This is a genomic window from Curtobacterium sp. MCLR17_031, from assembly GCF_003234775.2.
Taxonomy (GTDB): Bacteria; Actinomycetota; Actinomycetes; order Actinomycetales; family Microbacteriaceae; genus Curtobacterium; species Curtobacterium flaccumfaciens.
This window is the reverse complement of sequence record NZ_CP126270.1, coordinates 951,252-972,220: the sequence shown is the minus strand read 5'-3', so window position 1 is coordinate 972,220 and position 20,969 is coordinate 951,252. Positions and strand designations below refer to the sequence as shown.

Genomic DNA, 20,969 nt, shown 5'->3' with positions numbered 1-20,969 from the left:
GAACGCCCGATGCCGCACGGGGGCGCTCGGATACGCTGTGCTCGTGGACATCAAGATCGGCATCATCAACAGCCCCCGCGAGATCGCCTTCGAGACCGCCCAGACCGCGGACCAGGTCGAGAAGGCCGTGTCCGAGGCGCTCACCGCCAAGTCGACGCACCTGTCGCTGCAGGACGACAAGGGCCGTCGCTTCATCGTCCCCGTCTCGGCCCTGGCGTACGTCGAGGTGGGCGCGGAAGAGGCACGGCGCATCGGCTTCGTCGCCTGACGACGTGGAACTGCTCTTCGCCGTCCTCGGCGGCGTCATCATCGGTGCGGTCGCGCACGTGATCCTGCCGTGGCGGTCGAACCGTGGCGTGCTCGTCGGCCCAGCGGTCGGCGGCATCGCCGCAGCAGTGCTCTGGGAAGCGCTGACCTGGGCCGGGTGGCGGTACGACGGCACCTGGATCTGGGTCGTGGCCCTCGTGGGGTCCGGCGCGATCACCCTCGTCGTCGAGTGGCTCCTCGGCACCCAGCGCGACAAGCGCGACGCCGAGTACTACGAGCTGCTCAAGACGCGCGGCGCCTGACGCCCAGGCAGCCGAAGCCCAAGCACCTGACGCTCGACCAGCCCGCCCCTCGGGCAGCTTGACCGCTCAGGCCGTCAGCCCGAGCGCGTCCATCCGTCGGGTGTGCGCGGCGATGAGCTCGGTCCAGACCGGCTCGAGCCGCTCCTGGTCCTCGCGGGCGTGCGACGCCAGCGCCGACCGGGCGACGAGCAGGGTGTCGCCCACCAGGCGACGTCCCCACATCGCCAGACGCGAACCGATCTGCGGGTCGTCCTCGATGTGGGCCGTCAGTTCCTCGACGACCGCCGCTTCCTCGCGCGCGTCGAACACCGACCGCAGCCGCTGCCGCACGTCGATCGGCAGCGAGCGGAGCAGGTTGCCGAACAGGTCGTTCAGGATGCCGGCCGTCACGTAGCCGGTCAGCATCGACTCGTACCAGTCGGCGCCGCTCGTCCGTTCGAGGAACAGGTCGATCGCTTCGCGGTGCGGGGCCATCAGCGCTGCCGGGTCCCCGCCGGTGCGCTCGATCTCGGCCACGATCGTGCGGTGCCGCTCGAGCGCCGTGGTCGCGAGCACCCCGGTGACCAGGCGGCCGGAGAGCGTCGGGGCCGAAGCACCGGCTCGTCCCATCGTCTCGTAGACGGACAGCTGCAGGTACGCGGCCTGCCCCAGGTAGACGTCGAGCTCCGGGGTGACGTCGTCGAGCGCGAGCCGCTTGACCTGCGCGGCTCCGCGCGGGTTCCGCGACGCGAGCCATGCGGCAGCGAGCTGCGCCGCGCGCTTCCGGTTCCACCACGACACCACCCGACCAGCATAGAGGGCACCCGCCGGTCACCCGCCCGACGCCCAGCGGCGCCCGCCGGACGCCCGCCCCGACGCCCAGCGTCACCCCGGAGTGCCCCGGACCACGCGCCCGTCGGGAGCCGGAGTGCCCCGGACCACCAGCCCGTCGGTAGACTGGCCCGGACTTCCACCAGAACTAAGGTGATTCTTTGACTTTCTCAGACCTCAACATCGACCAGGACATCGTCGATGCGCTGGCCGGCAAGGGCATCATCGAGCCCTTCCCGATCCAGGAACAGACCATCCCGCTCGGCCTGACCGGCCAGGACATCATCGGCCAGGCCAAGACGGGTACCGGCAAGACGCTCGGCTTCGGCCTGCCGCTGATCCAGCGACTCGGTGCCGACCCGGCGCACGGCGTGAAGGCGCTCGTCGTCGTCCCGACCCGTGAACTCGCGGTCCAGGTCACCGAGGACCTCGAGCTCGCGGCCTCGAACCGTCCGACCACGGTCGTCTCGATCTACGGCGGCAAGGCCTACGAGGGCCAGGTGGAGCAGCTCAAGGCCGGTGCCCAGATCGTCGTCGGCACGCCCGGGCGGCTCATCGACTTGCAGCGGCAGCGTCTGCTCAACCTCTCCCACGTGCAGGAGGTCGTGCTCGACGAGGCCGACCGCATGCTCGACCTCGGCTTCCTGTCGGACATCGAGCGCATCTTCCAGGCCGTCCCCGAGGTGCGGCACACGATGCTGTTCTCGGCGACGATGCCCGCGCCGATCGTCGCCCTCGCCCGCCGGTTCATGAGCCGTCCGGTGCACATCCGGGCGACCGACCCGGACGAGGGCCTCATGCAGGCCAACATCAAGCACCTCATCTACCGTGCGCACTCCCTGGACAAGGACGAGGTCATCGCCCGCATCCTCCAGGCCGAGGGCCGCGGCAAGACCGTGATCTTCACCCGCACCAAGCGTGCGGCGGCGAAGCTCGTCGAGGAGCTGAAGGACCGCGGGTTCAACGCCGCAGCGGTGCACGGTGACCTCAACCAGGAGCAGCGCGAGCGCGCGATGGCGGCGTTCAAGGCCGGCAAGCGTGACGTGCTCATCGCCACCGACGTCGCCGCCCGCGGCATCGACGTGGACGACGTCACGCACGTGATCAACCACACGATCCCGGACGACCCGGACACGTACCTGCACCGCGCCGGCCGTACCGGCCGTGCGGGCAAGACCGGCATCGCGGTCACGTTCGTCGACTGGGACGACCTGCACAAGTGGACGCTGATCGACAAGGCCCTCGAGTTCGGCATCCCCGAGCCCGTCGAGACCTACTCGTCGTCGCCCCACCTGTTCGAGGAACTCGACATCCCCAAGGGCACCAAGGGCCGTCTGCCCGGCTCCTCGTCGCACGCCGCTTCTGCCGGCGCCCCCGTCGAGAAGCGCGCCAGCGACCGCCCGGCCTCGGGTTCGCGTGACGCGTCGCGTTCGCGGTCGCGCAGCCGCACCCGGTCAGGAGGCTCGGAGCAGTCCGCCCCGCAGGCTCCCGCCACCGAGTCGGTCGCCCCCACCGCCGTGGCCGGCACCGAGGACGGCTCGGCCGCCGAAGGTGGTACCACCGACGGCGCCGCGAAGCGTCGCCGTCGTCGCCGCCGTCGCGGAGCCGGCACCGGCGATGCCTCGGCGACCGCCTCGGCACCGCAGGGCACGTCGGACGGCGAGTAGCGCCTCCAGGCCGAAGGGCCCGTCGCTGACGCGACGGGCCCTTCGTCGTCCCCACCCGCCGACTGCCCCCCGCGAAAGCGACAGATCGCCGCGAATTGTCAGCGGGGATCTGTCGCTTTTGCGGATGGGTCAAGCCGCGCCGACCGAGATCTGTCGCTTCGGTGGGACGACGCGACGCGTCAGGACAGGCGCGAGCCGGGTCCGACCACGGGAGCGCTGCCCGTCGCCTCGGACACGATCGCGTCGAACGAGACGCGTGCGGTGCGGTGCTCCCCCAGCCGGTTCGGCTTGCCGGTGCCGTGGTAGTCGCTCGAACCGGTGACGAACAGGCCGTAGCGCGTCGCCCAGTCGAGCAGGGTGCGCTTGCCGTGTGCCAGGTTCTCGCGGTGGTCGACCTCGAGCCCGCCGAGCCCGGCGTCGACGAGGTCGCGGAGCATCGCCTCGTCGATGACGATCCCGCGCGAGGACGCCGCGGGGTGCGCGATGACGGGCACGCCGCCCGCCTGCCGGATGAGTTCGACGCCGCGCAGGGGCGACGGTGCCTCGTGGGGTTCGTAGTAGCCGGACGCCGGGTGCAGGATGCCGCGGAACGCCGCGGACCGGTCGGACTCGAGCCCGCGGGCGACCAGGGCGTCGGCGATGTGCGGACGGCCGATCGTGGCACCGGGGCTGGACTGGGCCAGGACGTCCGCCCAGGTGATCGGGTGGTCCTCGGCGATGCGGTCGACCATGCGGTGCGCGCGGGAGAGCCGGCCGTCGCGGATCCGGGTCGTCTCCTCGACCAGTCCGGGGTGCTCGGGGTCCACCAGGTAGCCGAGCACGTGCACGCTGCGGTAGCCGATCCGGGTGCTCAGCTCGAGGCCCGGCAGCAGGGTCAGGGGCAGCTCGTGCGCCGCGGCCGTGGCGTCCGCCCAACCCGCGGTCGTGTCGTGGTCGGTCAGCGCGACGGCGTCGAGTCCGGCGGCCGCGGCCGCTCGGACGAGCTCCGCGGGACGCTCGGTGCCGTCGGAGACACTGGAGTGCGCGTGCAGGTCGATGAACGGGTCTGGCACGTGGCCAATGCTATCCACAGGTGAGCGGCCGCACAGGCCGGGTGTCGCCCGGCGGTGCGATGATGGACGCATGGCCGACACGACTCCCCGCGCGACGAGCAACCGATCCACGACCCCCGGGTCCTCGACCTTCAAGGACTTCATCGGGTCGCAGTGGGCCGAGCGCTCGGAAGCGCAGCCCGAGCCCCGCGAGCAGGCCGCGTTCGCGGCCGAGCGTCGCGCACGCATCTCCGAGCTGCACCCGGGCCGCACGATCGTGGTGCCGGCCGGGCAGGCCAAGGTCCGCTCGAACGACTGCGACTACCCGTTCCGCCCGCACTCCACCTTCGCGCACCTGACCGGCTGGGGCACCGACACCGTCGTCGGCTCCGTGCTCGTGATGACGCCGAACGGCTCCGGGCACGACGCCACGCTGTACTTCCGGGCCACCGCAGGCCGCGACTCGGAAGAGTTCTACGCCAACCCCGAGATCGGGGAGTTCTGGGTCGGGCCGCGCCCCTCGCTCGACGCCGTCGCCGCCGACCTCGGGCTGGCCACGGCCGACCTCGGGGCGTTCACGGCCGTCGCCGACGCACTCGACGCGTCGGCGCTGCTCGTGCGTGAAGCCGACGACGACCTGACCCGTTCGCTCGACGCCCGTATCGGCGCAGCGATCGGTGGCGCGGACGAGACCGAGGGGTCGCCGGCCACCGACGACCTGCTCTCCCGCGACCTGTCCGAGCTGCGACTGCTCAAGGACGCGTACGAGGTCCGTGAGCTCCGCAAGGCCGTCGACGCCACGAAGCACGGGTTCGACGACGTCATCGGCGACTTCGACGCCGTGCTCGCACACCCGCGGGGTGAGCGCATCGTCGAGGGCACGTTCAACCGCCGGGCCCGCGCCGACGGCAACACCGTGGGCTACGACACCATCGCCGCCTCGGGCCACCACGCCTGCATCCTGCACTGGACCCGCAACGACGGCGCCGTGCAGCCGGGCGACCTCATCCTCATCGACGCCGGGGTCGAGGTCGACTCGTTCTACACCGCCGACATCACCCGCACGCTGCCGGTGAGCGGCACGTTCTCGCCCGTGCAGCGCATGGTCTACGAAGCCGTGCTCGAGGCAGCCGACGCCGCGTTCGCGATCGTCAAGCCGGGCATCACGTTCCGCCAGGTGCACGCCACCGCGATGGAGGTCATCGCGCGCAAGACCGCCGAGTGGGGCTTCCTGCCGGTCTCCGCCGCCGAGTCGCTCGAGCCGGACAACCAGTTCCACCGCCGCTACATGGTGCACGGCACGAGCCACCACCTCGGCCTCGACGTGCACGACTGCGCGAAGGCCCGTCGTGAGATGTACCTCGACGGCACCGTGCAGGCCGGCATGGTCTTCACGATCGAGCCCGGACTGTACTTCCAGCAGGACGACCTGACCGTGCCGGAGGAGTTCCGCGGCATCGGTGTCCGCATCGAGGACGACATCCTGGTGACCGAGGACGGTGCCGAGAACCTGTCGGTCGGCATCCCCCGGACCCCCTCGGAAGTGGAGGGGTGGATCGCCCGCTCGGGCCGCTAGCCTGATCGGGTGACCATGCCCGAGGCCTCCCCGAACACCATCTCGATCGAGGTCGAGCACTTCGACTCCCCTGACGCCCAGCGACTCCGCGCCGCCCAGCGCCTGGAGATCGACCGGGCGCACGGCGGCGACACCGAACCGGGTGAGAAGCCGACCGCCGAGTCGATCGCGGTGTTCTTCGTCGCACGGGACGAGTCCGGGACTCCCCTGGGGTGCGGGGGCCTGCGCATCGTCGACGACGGCATCGCCGAGATCAAGCGGATGTACGTCCGGCCGGAATCCCGCGGGTCCGGCGCCGCGGCTGCGTTGCTGCGCCGGCTGGAAGAAGCGGCGCTCGACCTCGGGTCCCCCGCACTCGTCCTCGAGACGGGCACGGAGCAGCAGCGCGCCGTCGGGTTCTACCAGCGCGAGGGGTTCCGGCGGATCGCGAACTTCGGGCCCTACGTCGGGGCGCCCCTGTCGGTCTGCTACTCGAAGGTCCTCTAGCCGCGCCGAACCTGCCCGGCGGTGCCGTGCCGTGCCGTTCCATCCGCAGGCCCGCGCCGCGCGCAAGCCCGCACCGCGCCCGGTCACGACGTGCCGTCTGCCCGAGGCCGAGCGGTCACGAACCGTCGTCTGGGCCGGTGCCGAACGACGATCTCCGACCGCTCGAGGCCGTGCGCGCGGGGTGTTGCGACCGCCCGGACCGCCCGATCGTCCGGACTCAGCCAGCGAGGTCGCACGAAGTGCCGCGCACGCAGCTCGGCGGCGACAGTTCGTGCGACCTCGGCGGACGTGAACGGCGTGTCTGGCGACCTCGCACGACCCGACCTCGCACGACCCGACCTCGCGCGACCCGAGGACGAAGCCCGGTCGCGTCAGCCGGAGACCGGCTAACGGCGGTCGCTGCTCCCGTCACCGTCGCGCTGGGCGTCCGGCGAGGACGAGGGCTCCGGCGGCGTGGCACCGGCGACCCGCTCGCCGTAGCGCGGCGGCTCCTCGGGCCGACGCTCCGGCACCGGCGGGGCCGCGGGGGCGGCGGCCGTCTCGGGGGTCTCCCCGTACCGGGGTCCGTCGTTCGTGCCGTAGCGCGGCGGGCCCGAAGGCGCACCCGTCTGCGCGCCGGGGGCCGACGTGCCGGGGTTCTGCGGGCCTCCCGGCTGCTGGTGCGGTGTGGCGTGCCCGCCGTACGGCGACTGCTGCTGCTGCGGCGGGACCCCACCGGGGCCCGGACGCCACTGCTCCTGCTGCTGCTGCTGCTGGGGAGCGTCGTTCCAGTGCGTGGACGGGGTCGCCCCGTGCTCGCCGAGGATCCGCTGCGCCTGCCCGGTCAACTGCGGGTTGACGACGATCTGGTAGTTCGTGGCGAGCACCTGGTGCACGCTCGTGAAGTCGCGCTGCCGCTTCGTGATCGCGAACGAGACGATGCCGTAGAGCATGCCGAACGCGGCACCGATGATCGCAGCGGCCAGGATCAGGCCGCCGGCGCTCGGCGAGAAGAGCGTGAGCACGATGCCGAAGAAGATGCCGAGCCACAGGCCGGACAGCGCACCGGCGATGGCGGCACGACCGTAGGTCATCTTGCCGGTGACCCGTTCGACCGTCTTCAGGTCGTTGCCGACGATCGAGAGCTGGTTGACGGGGAAGTCGGCCTCGGCCAGCTTCGCCACCACGCGCTGCGCGTCGGGGTAGCTGTCGTACGTTCCCAGGACGTCGCCCTTGGGCAGCGTCGGGAACGCCTGGGCGGTCCTGCCGGCGAAGGGGCTCTGATTGCTCACACAGCCATCATTCACCGCACACCTTGCAATCGCACGTGCACTCTCAGGGAAGCAGCCGACCGGCGCGAGCGAACGCCCACACCCGAGCGACTACGCTGGGTCGGGTGAGCGCCACGAAGGTCTTCGTCGCCCGCCTCGCCGGGTGCTCCGTCTTCGACCCCGCGGGCGACCGCGTCGGCAGGGTCCGGGACGTCCTGGTCGTCTACCGCCGGGCCGATCCCCCGCACGTCGTCGGGCTGATCGTCGAGGTGCCCGGCAAGCGCCGCATCTTCGTGAGCATCGGCCGCATCACCTCCATCGGTGCCGGGCAGGTCATCACGACCGGCCTGGTGAACATGCGCCGCTTCGAGCAGCGCGGCGGCGAGGTCCGCGTCATCGCCGAGATGCTCGGCCGCAAGGTGCTCATCAAGAACCAGCGGATCCGCGCCACGATCGAGGACGTCGCGATCGAGGACCGCGGGCAGGGCGACTGGGAGGTCGCGCAGCTCTTCCTCCGCAAGCCGAAGACCACGCCGTCGCCGTTCGGCAAGGGCCCCACGACGTTCGCGACGTGGAACGAGGTCACCGAGGACGAGCTCCCCGGCGAGGCCCAGTCAGCCGAGCACGTCATCGCCGCCTACTCCGACCTGCTGCCCGCCGACCTCGCGTCGACGCTGCTCGACCTGCCCGCCGAGCGCCGGTTCGAGGTCGCCGAGGAACTGCCCGACGACCGCCTCGCCGACGTGCTCGAGGAGATGCCCGACCAGGAGCGCATCGAGATCCTCACCCGGCTGGTCGACGCCCGTGCCGCCGACGTCCTCGACCAGATGCAGCCGGACGACGCGGCCGACGTCCTCGCACAGTTCTCCGACGAGCGGAGCGAAGCCCTCCTGCAGCTCATGGAGCCGGAGGAGGCGCAGGACGTCCGCATGCTCCTGGAGTACGAGCCGGACACCGCCGGTGGTCTGATGACCACCGAACCGGTGATCGTCTCGGCCGACGCCACCGTGGCAGAGGGCCTCGCGCTGGTCCGCCGCCACGAGCTCGCACCGGTGCTCGGCGCCGCCGTCTGCGTCACCCTGCCGCCGTACGAGCCGCCGACCGGTCGGTTCCTCGGGCTCGTGCACTTCCAGCGGATGCTCCGGTACCCACCGAACGAGCGGCTCGGCACGCTCATCGACCAGCAGACCGAACCGGTCCGGGTCGACGCGAGCGCCGCCGAGGTCACCCGCATCATGGCGACCTACAACCTGCTGTCCGTCCCCGTGGTCGACGACGCCCACCGTCTCGTCGGGGTGGTGACGATCGACGATGTCCTCGACCACGTCCTGCCGGACGACTGGCGAAGTCAGGGCGAGGGGGAACCCTCACCGCTTCCACGCCAACGCCCGCGCAGGACACCCGTGACGACGGGAAGGAGGACCACCCGTGGCCCGAACGGATGACAACCGTCGCGACCGTGACCGCCAAGAGGTCCGGCTCGACTCCCCCAAGGGCATGCGCACGCGTGTGCTGCCCAGCCGCCGCCGTGGTCGCGGGGACACCTTCGGTCGTGCGACCGAGGGCATCGCCCGCGGGATGGGCACGCCGTGGTTCCTCATCGGCCTCACGCTGTTCTGCGTGGTCTGGATGGGCTACAACACCCTGGCGCCGAAGCCGTGGCAGTTCGACTCGGCGGCCATCGGCTTCACGGCTCTGACGCTCGTGCTCTCGCTGCAGGCCTCGTACGCCGCCCCGCTGATCCTGCTCGCGCAGAACCGGCAGGACGACCGCGACCGCGTGCAGTTCGAGCAGGACCGCCAGCGCGCCGAGCGCAACCTGGCCGACACCGAGTACCTGGCCCGCGAGGTCGTGGCCCTGCGCCTGGCGATGCGGGACATGGCGTCGAAGGACTTCATCCGCGCCGAGCTCCGCTCCCTGCTCGAGGAGCTCGACCGCCGCGACGCCGACGAGGCCGGCTACGCGGACGAACACGACAGCTCCACCCGTGGCTGACCCCGTCCCCACCGACGATCAGCTCGGCACGGCGGTCCTCGCTGCGCTCGGCCGCGTCATCGACCCCGAGATCCGCCGCCCCGTCACGGAGCTCGACATGATCCGTGGTGTCGACGTGCAGCCAGGAGGCGCGGTGCGCGTCGACCTGCAGCTCACGATCGTGGGGTGCCCCGCCGCAGACACCATCGAGCGCGACGTCCGCGTCGCCGCTGGGTCCGTCCCGGGGGTCGCCGCCGTCGAGGTCGACGTGTCCGTGATGGCCCCGGCCACTCGTGCCGCGCTGACCGAGCGGCTGCGAGCCGGCCGTCCCAAGGGCATCCAGTTCACCGCGGACTCGCTCACGCGCGTCATCGCCGTCACGAGCGGCAAGGGCGGCGTCGGCAAGTCCACCGTCACCGTGAACCTCGCCGTCGCGCTCGCCCGCCGGGGCCTGCGGGTCGGGGTCGTCGACGTCGACGTGCACGGCTTCAGCGTGCCCGGCCTGATGGGCCTGACCGACGAGCACGGGGTCGCACCTCGTCCGACCCGCGTGGACAGCATGATCCTGCCGCCGGTGGCGCACGACGTGAAGGTCGTGTCGATCGGCATGTTCGTCGACGACGTGTCGACCGCGGTGTCGTGGCGCGGACCGATGCTGCACCGCACCGTGAACCAGTTCCTCACCGACGTGTTCTTCGGCGACCTGGACGTCCTGCTGCTCGACCTGCCGCCGGGCACCGGCGACGTCGCGATCTCGGTGGGGCAGCTGCTGCCGCACGCCGAGGTCCTGGTCGTCACGACCCCGCAGGCCGCCGCGGCCGACGTCGCCGAGCGCAGCGGGATCGTCGCCCGGCAGACCGGGCAGCGGGTCATCGGCGTGGTCGAGAACATGGCCGGGCTCGTGCAGCCCGACGGCTCGGTCCTGCACCTGTTCGGCGAGGGTGGTGGCGCCGAGACCGCCGCACGGCTGTCCCGCGGGCAGGACGACCCCGTCCCGGTGCTCGGCAGCGTGCCGCTGTCCGTGCCGCTGCGCGAGGGCGGCGACGCGGGCGTGCCGGTGGTGCTCGGCGCCCCGGAGGACCCGTCCGCCGTGGCCCTGACCGCGATCGCCGACCGGATCACCACGATGGGACGCGGGCTCGCCGGCCGGAAGCTCGGGTTGTCGCTGTCCTAGGCTCGGGGCATGAGCACCGATCACGTCGACGTCGACTGGGAGCACGCACGCGCCACCAACCGCGCGAACTGGGACGACCGGGTGCCGATCCACGAGGGCGCCTACGCGATCGACGCCCTCGCCGACCCCGGCCACCGTTCCGACGTCGTCCGCGAGGACCTGCCGGCCCTGACGCCCTGGTTGCCGAACGGCTCGCTCACAGGCCTCGACGTCTGTCACCTGCAGTGCCACATCGGCACCGACACGGTGTCGCTCGCCCGCGAGGGCGCCCGACTGACCGGCGTCGACTTCTCCCCCGCCGCCCTCACCTCGGCCGCCGGACTCGCGTCACGCCTCGGCCTCGACATCACCTGGGTCGAGACCGACGTCCTCGATGCCCGCGCCGCCGTCACCGGCGACTTCGACGTCGTCTACACGAGCATCGGCACGATCTGCTGGCTCCCCGACCTCGACCGCTGGGCTGCGCAGGTCGCCGGCCTGCTCCGCCCCGGCGGGGTGTTCTTCATCCGCGACGGACACCCGGCGCTGTACGCCCTCGACGAGGACGCCGACGACCTCGTCACCCGGTACCGGTACTTCCCGGACGGCACCGCGCAGCAGTGGGACGACGCCGGCACCTACGTCGGTGACGGGACCGTGGCGAACACCCGGACCTTCGAGTGGCCGCACCCGCTGTCCGAGATCGTGAACGCCCTGCTCGGTGCCGGGCTGCGGCTCCGACGGCTCGACGAGGGCCGGACCCTGCCGTGGCGCTTCAGCACCCGCATGGTCGAGACCGACACCGGCTCGTGGGCCTGGCCGGAGCACGACCGCGACCGGATGCCGACCACCTACACGATCGTCGCCACCCGCGACTGACCTGACTCCCCTGGTCCGTTCGGCGCATCCTGTGCGTTCGTTCATGGACAGGGCGTTCTACCCCGGCGCATTATGCAGGGGCATTACACAATGCCCTTGCGGAATGTGACGTGAGGGCTCCACCCGCCGGACGACGACGTCCGACCGAGGACAGGAGAACCGTGTGAACCAGAACACCCGCGTGCGATCGGGCCTCGTGGCCACCATCGCCGCCGTCATCGTCGCAGGGGGCTCGCTCACAGCGGCGCCAGCCCTCGCCGCGACGACCTGCGCGACCGCCTGGAGCGCCGGCACCGCCTACAACGGCGGAGCCACCGTCAGCGAGAACGGTTTGAACTACACCGCGAACTGGTGGACCCAGGGCGACGAACCGGCGACCCACTCCGGTGCGACCGGCAGCGGCCAGCCGTGGACGTCGTCCGGCACCTGCACCGGTGGCGGCACCGGCGGCGGGACCACCACCCCTGGCGGCGGTGGGACCACCACGCCCGGCAACGGCAGCACCGGCACCGCGAGCGGTCTGGTCTTCAGCCCGTACAAGGACATCACCGTGAACCTCGACTGGAACACGAACGTCATGAACACCGCGGTCACCGGCACGCGGATCCCGGTCGTCGGGTCGAGCAACAGCCTCGTGTCGACGCGGGAGCCCGGCCTCAAGGCCATCACGCTCGCCTTCGCCACCGGTACCTGCGGCAGCGAGAACTGGGGCGGGGTGGCCGCCGACGCGTTCGCCAGCGCCAACATCGCGAAGCTCGACGCTGCCGGCGTGAACTACATCGTCAGCACCGGTGGCGCCGCAGGCTCGTTCAAGTGTTCCGGCACCGCGCTGCAGTCTTTCATCGCCCGCTACGCTTCGCCGCACATGATCGGCGTCGACTTCGACATCGAGAGCGGGCAATCGGCCGCGGACGTGCAGAACCTGGTGAGCGCAGCGGCCCTGGCGCAGGCGAAGTACCCCGGCCTGCGCTTCTCGTTCACGCTCGCCACGCTGGCGGCGTCCGACGGCTCGTTCGGTGGACTGAACAGCACCGGCGACGCCACCGTCAAGGCGATCAAGGCCTCGGCGCTCACGAACTACACGATCAACCTCATGACGATGGACTTCGGACGCGCGACCACGGCCAACTGCGTGATCGTCGGGTCGACGTGTCAGATGGGGCAGTCCACGATCCAGGCGGTCACAAACCTGCAGCACACCTACGGGATCGCCTCGTCGAAGATCGAGGTCACCCCGATGATCGGCGTCAACGACACCTCTGACGAGGTCTTCACCCTCGCGGATGCCGACACCGTCGCCGCGTACGCCAAGTCCCACGGGCTCGCGGGCGTGCACACCTGGTCGCTCGACCGCGACACCCCCTGCCCGACGGCGCAGAGCACCGCGTCACCCACCTGCAGCTCGGTGGCCGGCACCACGGCCCTCGCCTGGACCGACCGCTTCCTGGCGGCCTTCAAGTAGGGAAGGACCGGGCGTCGCGACGCGACCCCGTGACGGACGGGAGGCCCGGTGCCAGCTGGCACCGGGCCTCCAGTCCGTCAGATGGGGACGTGACGGGCGTCAGGTCGCCTCGGCGTCGAAGGGTGCCGGTTCACCGGCGGCCAGGGGCACGACGGGAGCCGTCGCGCGCACCTTGGAGGCCGTCACCTGCGCGGTCTGCACCGCGGCCGCACTGGAACCGGAGTCGAGCAGGGCGTCTCGGATGATGCGGCGCGGGTCGTACTGGCGCGGGTCGAGCTTCTGCCACTCGATGTCGTCGAACTCGGGGCCCATCTCGTCGCGCATCCGCTCCTTCGCGGTGTCGGCGAACCGACGGATGGCCTTGACGAACTCGGCCAGCTTCTGGGCGTACATCGGCAGGCGCTGCGGCCCGAGCAAGAGGACGCCGATGACCCCGATGATCAGGATCTTGTCGAGCGGGATGTCCACGCGAGCGAGCCTAACGCGTGCTGCTGCGTTGCACCTCTAGAGTTGTCTCCCGAACGGAGTGTGCGTGTCAGAGAAAGAGTCGAACTGGAAGTTCGCCGAGGACATCGTCTCGGAGACCGAGGCGATCGCCCGTGCTCGTGAGCACTCCCTGGAACTCGGGGTCGAAGCGATCTCGCCCGCGATCGGTGCGCAGATCGGGGTCATCGCCGCAGCCTCGCGAGCCACGAGCATCATCGAGATCGGCACCGGCCTCGGGGTCTCCGGCCTGTACCTGCTCGCCGGCGCCCCGAACGCGACCCTGACGACGATCGACGTCGAGGTCGACCACCAGCAGTTCGCCCGCGACGCCTACATCAGCGCCGGCACCGCTCCCGCACGGATCCGGCTCATCCCCGGTCGGGCGAACCAGGTGCTCCCCCGCATGAACGAGGCCTCGTACGACGTCGTGCTCGTCGACGCCGACCCCGAGCACGTCATCGAGTACGTCGAGCACGGTCTGCGGCTCGCCCGCCTGGGTGGCACCGTCCTGGTGCCGCACGCCCTGTGGCGCGGACGCGTGGCCGACCCGGTGAAGCGCGACCGCGCCACCACGGACTTCCGGCTGCTCCTGACCGAGGTGTCGACCTCGGGTGCGGTGCGCAGCGCGCTGTCGCCCGCCGGTGACGGGCTGCTGCAGTTGACGAAGGTCACCAACTAGCGCTCGACCCGCCGGCGCTCGCGCAGGTCAGTCCAGGTGCCGCAGGTACCGCTCGGGCGACTCGAGGAACGCACGCTCGTTCCGCACCAGGTCGAGGTCGCTCCACTCGGTGCGCCGCAGGCCCCACTCGCCGACCTCGTGGATCTCGGCCCCGGGGAACGCGGCGAGCACAGGTGAGTGGGTCGAGAGCACGACCTGGCCGACGCCCGTCTCTACGATGGACTGCAGGAGTCCGATCAGCGCCAGGCACCCCGAGAACGACAGCGCGGACTCCGGCTCGTCGAGGATCCAGAGCCCGGGCCACTGCGACCGGTGGATCACGAAGTCGAGGAACGACTCACCGTGGCTCCGCTCGTGGAACAGTGGCTCGGCTCCCCCGGGGTGCTGTTCGAGGTAGGTGAAGACCCCGTGCATGGTCTCCGCGCGCAGGAAGAAGCCGGACCGCACCGCTCCGGGCTCCCGGTGCAGGGCGATGTGTTCCCAGAGCTGCGATTCGCTCGGGCGGGTGCTGTGCCCGGACTTCGTCGAACCACCCTCGGGCCCCATCCCGAAGGCGAGCGCCATCGCCTCGACCAGGGTGGACTTGCCGGCACCGTTCTCGCCGACCAGCACCGTCACCGGAGCGAGGTCGAGCCCGTCGTCGAGCAGCTGCCGCACGGGCGCGAGCGTGGCCGGCCAGACGCTGCGCGGCATCGGGTCGGGCGCGTACTCCTCGACGCGGCGGATCGGCAGTCTCGTCCTCGGCACGGCCCCATCCTGCCGGAGCCGACCGACACCGCGTGTGGACGCCCGCTACCGGCGGGCAGACGGAAGGCCCGGAGCGTACACGCTCCGGGCCTTCCGTTCTGGTGCTTCGACGTACTAGGCCGAGACGACCTCAGCGAGTGCGTCGTGGAGTTCCTTGGCCTCGGCATCGTTGACCGAGACGACCAGGCGGCCTCCACCTTCGAGCGGAACCCGCACGATGATGAGTCGACCCTCCTTAACAGCCTCCATCGGCCCGTCACCGGTCCTCGGCTTCATGGCTGCCATCAGATGTCCCCTTTCGTGCAGTAAATGCTGTCCCATTATCCCGTATGGAGGGGGCAACTGCGAAACCGCCCAGGTTGGGGGTGTCGGATGCGCCGTTCTGATGCTCCGCAGAACGCGGATCCACGGGCCTCACGCGTCCCGCATCGATCACGGCGGGGTCCAGTCGTAGCCGTCGATCCACCACGTGTAGTACAGCCAGACCCACTGCAGCCCGACGAACGCGACGACGACGGCCACGCGGTACACCCGCGACCGCGGCAGCGCCACGATGCCGAGCAACGGCGCGATCGGCACGAGGATGCGCCAGGTGCTCGACTGCGGGAAGAACACCGCCAGCAGGTACACCAGGTACGCCACGCCCCAGAGTCGCAGCTCGATGCCGATCCGGCGCGCAGCGGGCATGCACACGAACGCCGCGAACCCGACGAGCACGACGACGAGCAGCACCGTGCCGGCCGGCTGCCCGAACCACCACCCGAACCCCTGCACCCACGGCGCGAACGGCACGAGTTCCTTCCACCCGATGTACGACGACCGCCAGGCGAGCTCGGTGTCCGTGTAGGCCTTCGGTGCGCCGGTGACCGCCCACGCGATGGCCGGCCAGGCCAGACCGACCAGACCCGACACCGTGGCGACCACCGCGGGTGGGACGAGCCGGCGGAGGGTCAGCGGTTCCGACGAGCGCACCCACGCCGGACGGATCGCCCACGCGGCCACGAAGAGCACCACCAGGAACGCGAAGGCGAGCCCCGTCGGTCGGGTCATGCCGAGCAGGAGCACGACGGGCAGCATCGCCCACCACCGTCGATCCACCATGAGCAGCAGCGCGACGAGCAGCAGGAACAGACCCATCGACTCCGCGTAGGCCACCTGGAACATCGCCGACACCGGTGCGACGCAGAACAGCACCGTGGCGAACGTCGCCCGCGCGGGGTCGAGGAACCGTCCCATGAGCCGGCGGAACACCAGCGCGGCCCCGAGTCCGGCGAGCAACGACACCGAGACCGCGACGAACTCGAACGACGCTCCGGTGAGCAGCGTGAGCCCGCGCACCAGGAACGGGTACGCGGGCATGAACGCCCACGCGTTCTCGGTCACGTGCCCCGCGGCGTCGACGGGCAGCGTCGACGGGTACCCGCCCGTGGCGATCACGCGGTACCAGGCGCCGTCCCAGATCGACGCGAACGACAGGTACCCCGGGCTCTGCACGGTGAACGAGTTCGCCGCCTGCACGCGGGCGAAGGCGAGCATCATCGCGCCCGTGACGAGCCGCGCCAGCACGTAGACGACCGTGATGCGCACCCACCACGGGACGACCCGGTACCGGGCCCGCCAGCGGTTCCGAGCAGGGGTCCTCCGGGTGACCCCCGCCGTCGTCAGGCCGTCAGCCACCGACGCAGCCCGGCCTCGACCGCGGTGATCTGCGCGACCGGGACCTGCTCGTCGTCGTGGTGGGCGAAGACCGGCTCGCCGGGCCCGTAGTTGACCGCGGGGACCCCGAGCGCCGAGAAGCGTGCGACGTCGGTCCAGCCGTACTTCGGACGGGGCTCCGGTCCGCCGACGGCCGCGACGAAGTCCTGCGCGAGCGGGGCGTCGAGCCCGGGGCGGGCACCGGCGGCGAGGTCGACGATCGTGACCTCGTACCCGTCGAACAGCTCGCGGATGTGGGCGACGGCTTCGTCGGCCGAGCGCGAGGGAGCGAACCGGTAGTTCACGTGCACCATCGCCTCGTCGGGGATGATGTTGCCCGCGATGCCGCCGCTGATGCCGACGGCGTTCAGGCCCTCGCGGTACTCGAGCCCGTCGACCGTGACGGTGCGGGGCTCGTAGGCGGCCAGGGTGGCCAGGATCGGGGCGGTCTTGTGGATCGCGTTGTCGCCGATCCAGCTCCGGGCGCTGTGCGATCGCTTGCCGAACGTGCGGATCTCGGCGCGGAGGTTGCCGTTGCAGCCACCCTCGATCTGCGCCCCGGACGGCTCTCCCAGGATCGCGAAGTCGGCGGTGAGGAGTTCGGGTCGCGTCCGGGCCAGGCGGCCGAGGCCGTTCAGGGCGTCGCTGACCTCCTCGTGGTCGTACCAGACCCACGTGACGTCGACCGAGGGGTCGACGAGGTCGTACGCGAGCTTGAGCTGCACCGCGCAGCCGGCCTTCATGTCGACGGTGCCGCGACCCCAGAGGATCTCGGTGCCGTCCTCGGTGGTCCGGAACTCGGTCGGCAGGTTGTCGTTGAGCGGCACCGTGTCGATGTGACCGGCGATGACGACGCGGCGGTCGCGGCCCAGGTTCGTCCGCGCCACGATCGCGTCGCCGTCGCGGATCACCTCGAGGTGCGGCAGCGGTGCGAGCACGGCCTCGATCGCGTCGGCGAGGGCTTGCTCGTTGCCGGACACCGACTCGATGTCGCAGATGGCACGGGTGATGTCGATGGACGAGGCGGTGAGGTCGAGGTGCTCCGGCATGCGGGCAGCCTACCGGCCGCCCCTCGCACCGCCCCGGCAGTCCGGACGGTCGGGAACCCCACCGACCCGGCAGTCCGGACGGTCGGGAACCCCACCGACCCGGCAGTCGGGACGGTCGCGACCCCACCGCCCCGGCCGTCCGGCCGGACGGTGCCCGCCGACGGCCGCTCGGTACCCTGGAGCCGTGACCGACACGACTGCCTCCGACCGCCCGACCCACGCCTGGGGCCACGGCCTCGCGACGATCGCCGCCGACGGCACGACGCTCGACACCTGGTACCCGGAGACGCACCTCGGCCCGCTGCCCTCCGACGCCGTGTTCCCCGCCGAGCTGCAGGCGCACGTCGGTGACGACCCGCGCCGCGAGGTCCGGATCGAGGCCGTCACCACCGAGATCACGATCGACGCCGCTCCGACGAGCACCCCGGACGCGTACCTCCGCCTCCACCTGCTGAGCCACCTGCACGTCCGCCCGAACGAGGTCTCCCTCGACGGTGTCTTCGGCCACCTGCCGATCGTCGCGTGGACCAACGCCGGCCCGGTGCACCCCGATTCCCTGACGCGCCTGCGCCCGTCCCTGCAGCGCGCCGGCATCGCCGTGCACGCCATCGACAAGTTCCCGCGCCTGCTCGACTACGTCGTGCCGGACCGCGTCCGCATCGGCGACGCCAACCGCGTCCGCCTCGGCGCACACCTGGCGCCGGGCACGACCGTCATGCACGAGGGCTTCGTGAACTTCAACGCCGGCACCCTCGGCGACGCGATGATCGAGGGCCGCGTCTCGCAGGGCGTCGTCGTCGGCAACGGCACGGACATCGGCGGCGGCGCCTCGATCATGGGCACCCTGTCCGGCGGTGGCACCCACCGCGTCTCGCTCGGGGAACGCGCGCTCCTCGGCGCGAACGCGGGCCTCGGCATCTCACTCGGCGATGACTCCGTCATCGAGGCCGGGCTCTACGTCACGGCCGGCACGAAGGTGGTGCTGGTCGGCGCGGCACCGAACCCCGACGGCACCCCGAAGACCGTCAAGGCCGCCGAGCTCTCCGGCACCCCGAACATCCTGTTCCGCCGCAACAGCATCAGCGGCGCCGTCGAGGCGCTGCAGCGCAAGGGCGAGGGCATCCAGCTGAACACCGCGCTGCACGCGTAGCGCTCGAGGGCTCCACAGCCTGATATTTCTCCTCTTGCACGTCACGTTTCACCTCGGTACGGTGAGGTCAGCGTCGCACTGTCGCGGCGCTGCGAGCCAAGGGGAGAACATGTCACTTCGCACCACCGGCATCACGCTCGGGGCGACCGTCGCGATCATCGCGTCGAGCGTGCTCGTCGCGCCGTCCGCGCAAGCAGTCGACCGCTCCGCGCCCAGCAGCGCGGCCGGTCAGTCGACAACACAACCGCAGACGGACGTCACGCCGGAGCAACTGGACGTCGCCGTCGCTGAAGCCCGCGCCAGCGGGTACGTCATCGACGAGCGGATCGGGCGTGACGGCGCGCGCACGACCACCATCGAGCTGGGAGACGGCTTCTCGTTCGACATCGTGCAGGGCGATCCTCGAGCTCGTCTCGGTGCGGGCAGCGACAAGTACGGAACCTACGTCTCCTTCAACGCGACTGATCAGTCCGCGATCATCAGCGGTGCTGGCTGGGCGCTGGGCGCAGGTGTCTGCGCCATCAGCGCCGGGACGTTCTGCGTGGTGGCCGGAGCGATCATCGCCGCTGCGACGTGGGCAGTGACCACCAACGGGATTCGATGCGGATCGAAGTCCCTCCGTGTCTACCCCTTCAACGGCTCACGGAATCCCCGATGTGTGTGAGGCCACGACCGGTCGGAGTCAGCTGATGCAGTTACTCGTCGCGACCGCCGTCAGCATCTGCCTGGTGGCGTTCGCCGTCGTCGTCACGACGTCTCCAGCGACGGCAGGACTGTGGACGAGCAACGCTCTGGGGACGGTCGCGCTCTTCGCCGCGATCCTGATCACCGGGACCGCGATCCGGCATCACCGGAAGCGGCCCTGAAACGATGCCTGGAGGCCCGGTGCCGGTCCGCAAGACCGGCACCGGGCCTCCTTCCCGTCACATGGTGAGCAGCAATGGTCGGGTCCTCTCGCAGGACCCGACCATTGTTGCTCACCAAGCGCGCGAGCGCTCAGCGCCCGGGGACGTCGCGCTCGGGCGCACCCACGTAGAGCTGCTGCGGGCGACCGATCTTGTTGAGCGGGTCGTTGTTGAGCTCGCGCCACTGGGCGATCCAGCCCGGCAGGCGACCGATGGCGAACAGGACGGTGAACATCCGCGGCGGGAAGCCCATCGCCTTGTAGATGATGCCGGTGTAGAAGTCGACGTTCGGGTAGAGCTTGCGGCTGACGAAGTACTCGTCCTCGAGCGCGATCTGCTCGAGTTCCATCGCGATGTCGAGCAGGTCGTCCTGCACACCGAGGGACTCGAGGACCTCGTGCGCGGACTCCTTGACGAGCTTCGCGCGCGGGTCGTAGTTCTTGTAGACGCGGTGCCCGAAGCCCATGAGCTTGACGCCCTGCTCCTTGTTCTTCACCCGCTCGACGAAGCGCGTCACGGGCTCGCCCGAGTCCTTGATCTGCTGGAGCATCTCGAGCACGGCCTCGTTCGCACCGCCGTGCAGCGGGCCGTACAGGGCGTTGATGCCGGCCGAGATCGAGGCGAACATGTTCGCCTTCGTCGAGCCGACCATGCGCACCGTCGAGGTCGAGGCGTTCTGCTCGTGGTCCTCGTGCAGGATGAGGAGCCGCTCGAGCGCCTTCGAGAGCACCGGGTTGGGCTTGTAGGTCTCGGCCATGGTGCCGAAGTTCAGCCGCAGGAAGTTGTCGACGAACGACAGCGAGTTGTCCGGGTACAGGAACGCCTGCCCGATGGCCTTCTTGTGGGCGTACGCGGCGATGACCGGGAGCTTGGCGAGGAGCCGGACGGTCTGCAGCTCGACCTTCTCGGGGTCGTCCACGTCCATGTCGTCCTCGTAGTACGTGGACAGGGCGCTCACGGCGCTCGAGAGCACGGACATCGGGTGCGCCGAGTGCGGCAGGGCGTCGAACAGGCGGCGGAGGTCTTCGTGCAGCAGGGTGTGCCGACGGATGCGGGCGTCGAACTGCTCGAGCTCGGTGGGGGTCGGCAGCTCGCCGTAGATCAGGAGCCACGCGACCTCGAGGAAGGTGCAGTTGCCGGCGATCTGGTCGATCGGGTACCCGCGGTAGCGCAGGATCCCCTGGTCGCCGTCGATGTAGGTGATCGCGCTCTTCGTCGCACCGGTGTTCACGAACCCGTAGTCGAGCGTGTTCATCCCGGTCTGCTTCTTGAAGGTCGAGATGTCGATCGCGGACGCGCCGTCGACGCTCTGCAGGATCGGGAACTCCGCCGTGCCACCCGGGAACGTCAGCGTCGCGGTCGCGCCCTGCTGTTCGGCGGCGGGACTCACGGGGACGGGCG

The 20,969-nt window shown here is 70.8% G+C and carries 23 protein-coding genes; 14 read left to right on the top strand and 9 right to left on the bottom strand.

Annotated features, from left to right (window positions below; genetic code table 11):
• Positions 1–43 precede the first annotated feature (43 nt).
• Together DEI96_RS04760 and DEI96_RS04755 are read left to right on the top strand one after the other, a co-directional pair.
• Positions 44–268, top strand: a complete 225-nt coding sequence (locus DEI96_RS04760; protein ID WP_111022630.1) for a DUF3107 domain-containing protein — start codon at positions 44–46, stop codon at positions 266–268.
• Positions 269–272: 4 nt separating this feature from the next.
• Positions 273–569, top strand: a complete 297-nt coding sequence (locus DEI96_RS04755) for a hypothetical protein (RefSeq protein WP_111022629.1) — start codon at positions 273–275, stop codon at positions 567–569.
• A gap of 66 nt (positions 570–635) precedes the next feature.
• On the opposite strand, the gene DEI96_RS04750 is transcribed toward DEI96_RS04755, so the two are convergent.
• Positions 636–1,349, bottom strand: a complete 714-nt coding sequence (locus DEI96_RS04750) for a ferritin-like fold-containing protein (protein ID WP_231564082.1) — start codon at positions 1,347–1,349, stop codon at positions 636–638.
• 191 nt (positions 1,350–1,540) lie between these two features.
• Here DEI96_RS04750 and DEI96_RS04745 point away from each other — a divergent pair, with 191 nt between their 5' ends.
• A complete protein-coding gene (locus DEI96_RS04745) occupies positions 1,541–3,046 on the top strand; it encodes a DEAD/DEAH box helicase (RefSeq protein ID WP_111022628.1) in 1,506 nt (501 codons plus the stop codon).
• 179 nt (positions 3,047–3,225) lie between these two features.
• Here DEI96_RS04745 and DEI96_RS04740 read toward each other — a convergent pair whose 3' ends face one another.
• A complete protein-coding gene (locus DEI96_RS04740; protein ID WP_111022627.1) occupies positions 3,226–4,098 on the bottom strand; it encodes a PHP domain-containing protein in 873 nt (290 codons plus the stop codon).
• 70 nt (positions 4,099–4,168) lie between these two features.
• Here DEI96_RS04740 and DEI96_RS04735 point away from each other — a divergent pair, with 70 nt between their 5' ends.
• The gene (locus DEI96_RS04735; RefSeq protein ID WP_111022626.1) at positions 4,169–5,653 is read left to right on the top strand and encodes an aminopeptidase P family protein; all 1,485 of its coding nucleotides are present in this window, start codon (positions 4,169–4,171) and stop codon (positions 5,651–5,653) included.
• A gap of 15 nt (positions 5,654–5,668) precedes the next feature.
• The gene (locus tag DEI96_RS04730) at positions 5,669–6,139 is read left to right on the top strand and encodes a GNAT family N-acetyltransferase (RefSeq protein ID WP_163343880.1); all 471 of its coding nucleotides are present in this window, start codon (positions 5,669–5,671) and stop codon (positions 6,137–6,139) included.
• A 386-nt stretch (positions 6,140–6,525) separates the two neighbouring features.
• Here the strand turns inward: DEI96_RS04730 and DEI96_RS04725 are convergent, their stop codons facing one another.
• On the bottom strand, positions 6,526–7,410 hold the full coding sequence (locus tag DEI96_RS04725; RefSeq protein WP_111022624.1) for a YflT domain-containing protein: 885 nt from the start codon (positions 7,408–7,410) through the stop codon (positions 6,526–6,528).
• Positions 7,411–7,514: 104 nt separating this feature from the next.
• Here DEI96_RS04725 and DEI96_RS04720 point away from each other — a divergent pair, with 104 nt between their 5' ends.
• The 5 genes from DEI96_RS04720 to DEI96_RS04700 all read left to right on the top strand — a co-directional run bounded on the left by DEI96_RS04720 (position 7,515) and on the right by DEI96_RS04700 (position 12,857).
• The gene (locus tag DEI96_RS04720) at positions 7,515–8,834 is read left to right on the top strand and encodes a magnesium transporter MgtE N-terminal domain-containing protein (RefSeq protein ID WP_027464574.1); all 1,320 of its coding nucleotides are present in this window, start codon (positions 7,515–7,517) and stop codon (positions 8,832–8,834) included.
• A 52-nt stretch (positions 8,835–8,886) separates the two neighbouring features.
• Positions 8,887–9,384, top strand: coding sequence for a DUF1003 domain-containing protein (locus tag DEI96_RS04715; RefSeq protein WP_042539423.1), 498 nt, complete (start codon positions 8,887–8,889; stop codon positions 9,382–9,384).
• Positions 9,377–10,537, top strand: coding sequence for a P-loop NTPase (locus tag DEI96_RS04710; RefSeq protein ID WP_111022623.1), 1,161 nt, complete (start codon positions 9,377–9,379; stop codon positions 10,535–10,537). Before DEI96_RS04715 ends, DEI96_RS04710 begins: the two co-directional genes overlap by 8 nt.
• Positions 10,538–10,546: 9 nt before the next feature.
• Positions 10,547–11,395: a class I SAM-dependent methyltransferase gene (locus DEI96_RS04705; RefSeq protein ID WP_111022622.1), complete on the top strand. Its 849-nt coding sequence runs from the start codon at positions 10,547–10,549 to the stop codon at positions 11,393–11,395.
• A gap of 163 nt (positions 11,396–11,558) precedes the next feature.
• Positions 11,559–12,857 carry a carbohydrate-binding protein gene (locus DEI96_RS04700; RefSeq protein WP_111022621.1) on the top strand — a complete coding sequence of 433 codons (1,299 nt, stop codon included), beginning with the start codon at positions 11,559–11,561 and terminating at the stop codon, positions 12,855–12,857.
• Between the two features lie 99 nt (positions 12,858–12,956).
• On the opposite strand, the gene DEI96_RS04695 is transcribed toward DEI96_RS04700, so the two are convergent.
• The gene (locus DEI96_RS04695) at positions 12,957–13,325 is read right to left on the bottom strand and encodes a twin-arginine translocase TatA/TatE family subunit (protein WP_111022620.1); all 369 of its coding nucleotides are present in this window, start codon (positions 13,323–13,325) and stop codon (positions 12,957–12,959) included.
• Between the two features lie 64 nt (positions 13,326–13,389).
• Between DEI96_RS04695 and DEI96_RS04690 the strand changes: the two genes are divergently transcribed.
• Positions 13,390–14,022 carry an O-methyltransferase gene (locus DEI96_RS04690; RefSeq protein WP_017887052.1) on the top strand — a complete coding sequence of 211 codons (633 nt, stop codon included), beginning with the start codon at positions 13,390–13,392 and terminating at the stop codon, positions 14,020–14,022.
• Between the two features lie 27 nt (positions 14,023–14,049).
• Here the strand turns inward: DEI96_RS04690 and DEI96_RS04685 are convergent, their stop codons facing one another.
• From DEI96_RS04685 to dapE, 4 genes are all read right to left on the bottom strand, one after another.
• On the bottom strand, positions 14,050–14,769 hold the full coding sequence (locus DEI96_RS04685; protein ID WP_111022619.1) for an AAA family ATPase: 720 nt from the start codon (positions 14,767–14,769) through the stop codon (positions 14,050–14,052).
• 114 nt (positions 14,770–14,883) lie between these two features.
• The gene (locus DEI96_RS04680; protein ID WP_017887054.1) at positions 14,884–15,054 is read right to left on the bottom strand and encodes a DUF3117 domain-containing protein; all 171 of its coding nucleotides are present in this window, start codon (positions 15,052–15,054) and stop codon (positions 14,884–14,886) included.
• Between the two features lie 147 nt (positions 15,055–15,201).
• Complete coding sequence (locus tag DEI96_RS04675) at positions 15,202–16,446, bottom strand: hypothetical protein (RefSeq protein ID WP_111022673.1); 1,245 nt, start codon at positions 16,444–16,446, stop codon at positions 15,202–15,204.
• Positions 16,431–17,513 carry a succinyl-diaminopimelate desuccinylase gene (dapE, locus tag DEI96_RS04670; protein ID WP_071404160.1) on the bottom strand — a complete coding sequence of 361 codons (1,083 nt, stop codon included), beginning with the start codon at positions 17,511–17,513 and terminating at the stop codon, positions 16,431–16,433. The genes DEI96_RS04675 and dapE overlap by 16 nt, the downstream gene beginning before the upstream one ends.
• Before the next feature lie 184 nt (positions 17,514–17,697).
• Between dapE and dapD the strand changes: the two genes are divergently transcribed.
• The 3 genes from dapD (at position 17,698) to DEI96_RS04655 (ending at position 19,529) form a co-directional block, all read left to right on the top strand.
• Positions 17,698–18,663: a 2,3,4,5-tetrahydropyridine-2,6-dicarboxylate N-succinyltransferase gene (dapD, locus tag DEI96_RS04665; protein WP_111022618.1), complete on the top strand. Its 966-nt coding sequence runs from the start codon at positions 17,698–17,700 to the stop codon at positions 18,661–18,663.
• 109 nt (positions 18,664–18,772) lie between these two features.
• The gene (locus tag DEI96_RS04660) at positions 18,773–19,327 is read left to right on the top strand and encodes a hypothetical protein (protein ID WP_111022617.1); all 555 of its coding nucleotides are present in this window, start codon (positions 18,773–18,775) and stop codon (positions 19,325–19,327) included.
• Between the two features lie 25 nt (positions 19,328–19,352).
• Entirely contained in the window at positions 19,353–19,529 is a 177-nt protein-coding gene (locus tag DEI96_RS04655) for a hypothetical protein (RefSeq protein WP_181440459.1), read from the top strand.
• A gap of 130 nt (positions 19,530–19,659) precedes the next feature.
• On the opposite strand, the gene DEI96_RS04650 is transcribed toward DEI96_RS04655, so the two are convergent.
• Complete coding sequence (locus DEI96_RS04650; RefSeq protein WP_111022616.1) at positions 19,660–20,958, bottom strand: citrate synthase; 1,299 nt, start codon at positions 20,956–20,958, stop codon at positions 19,660–19,662.
• Positions 20,959–20,969: the final 11 nt, after the last annotated feature.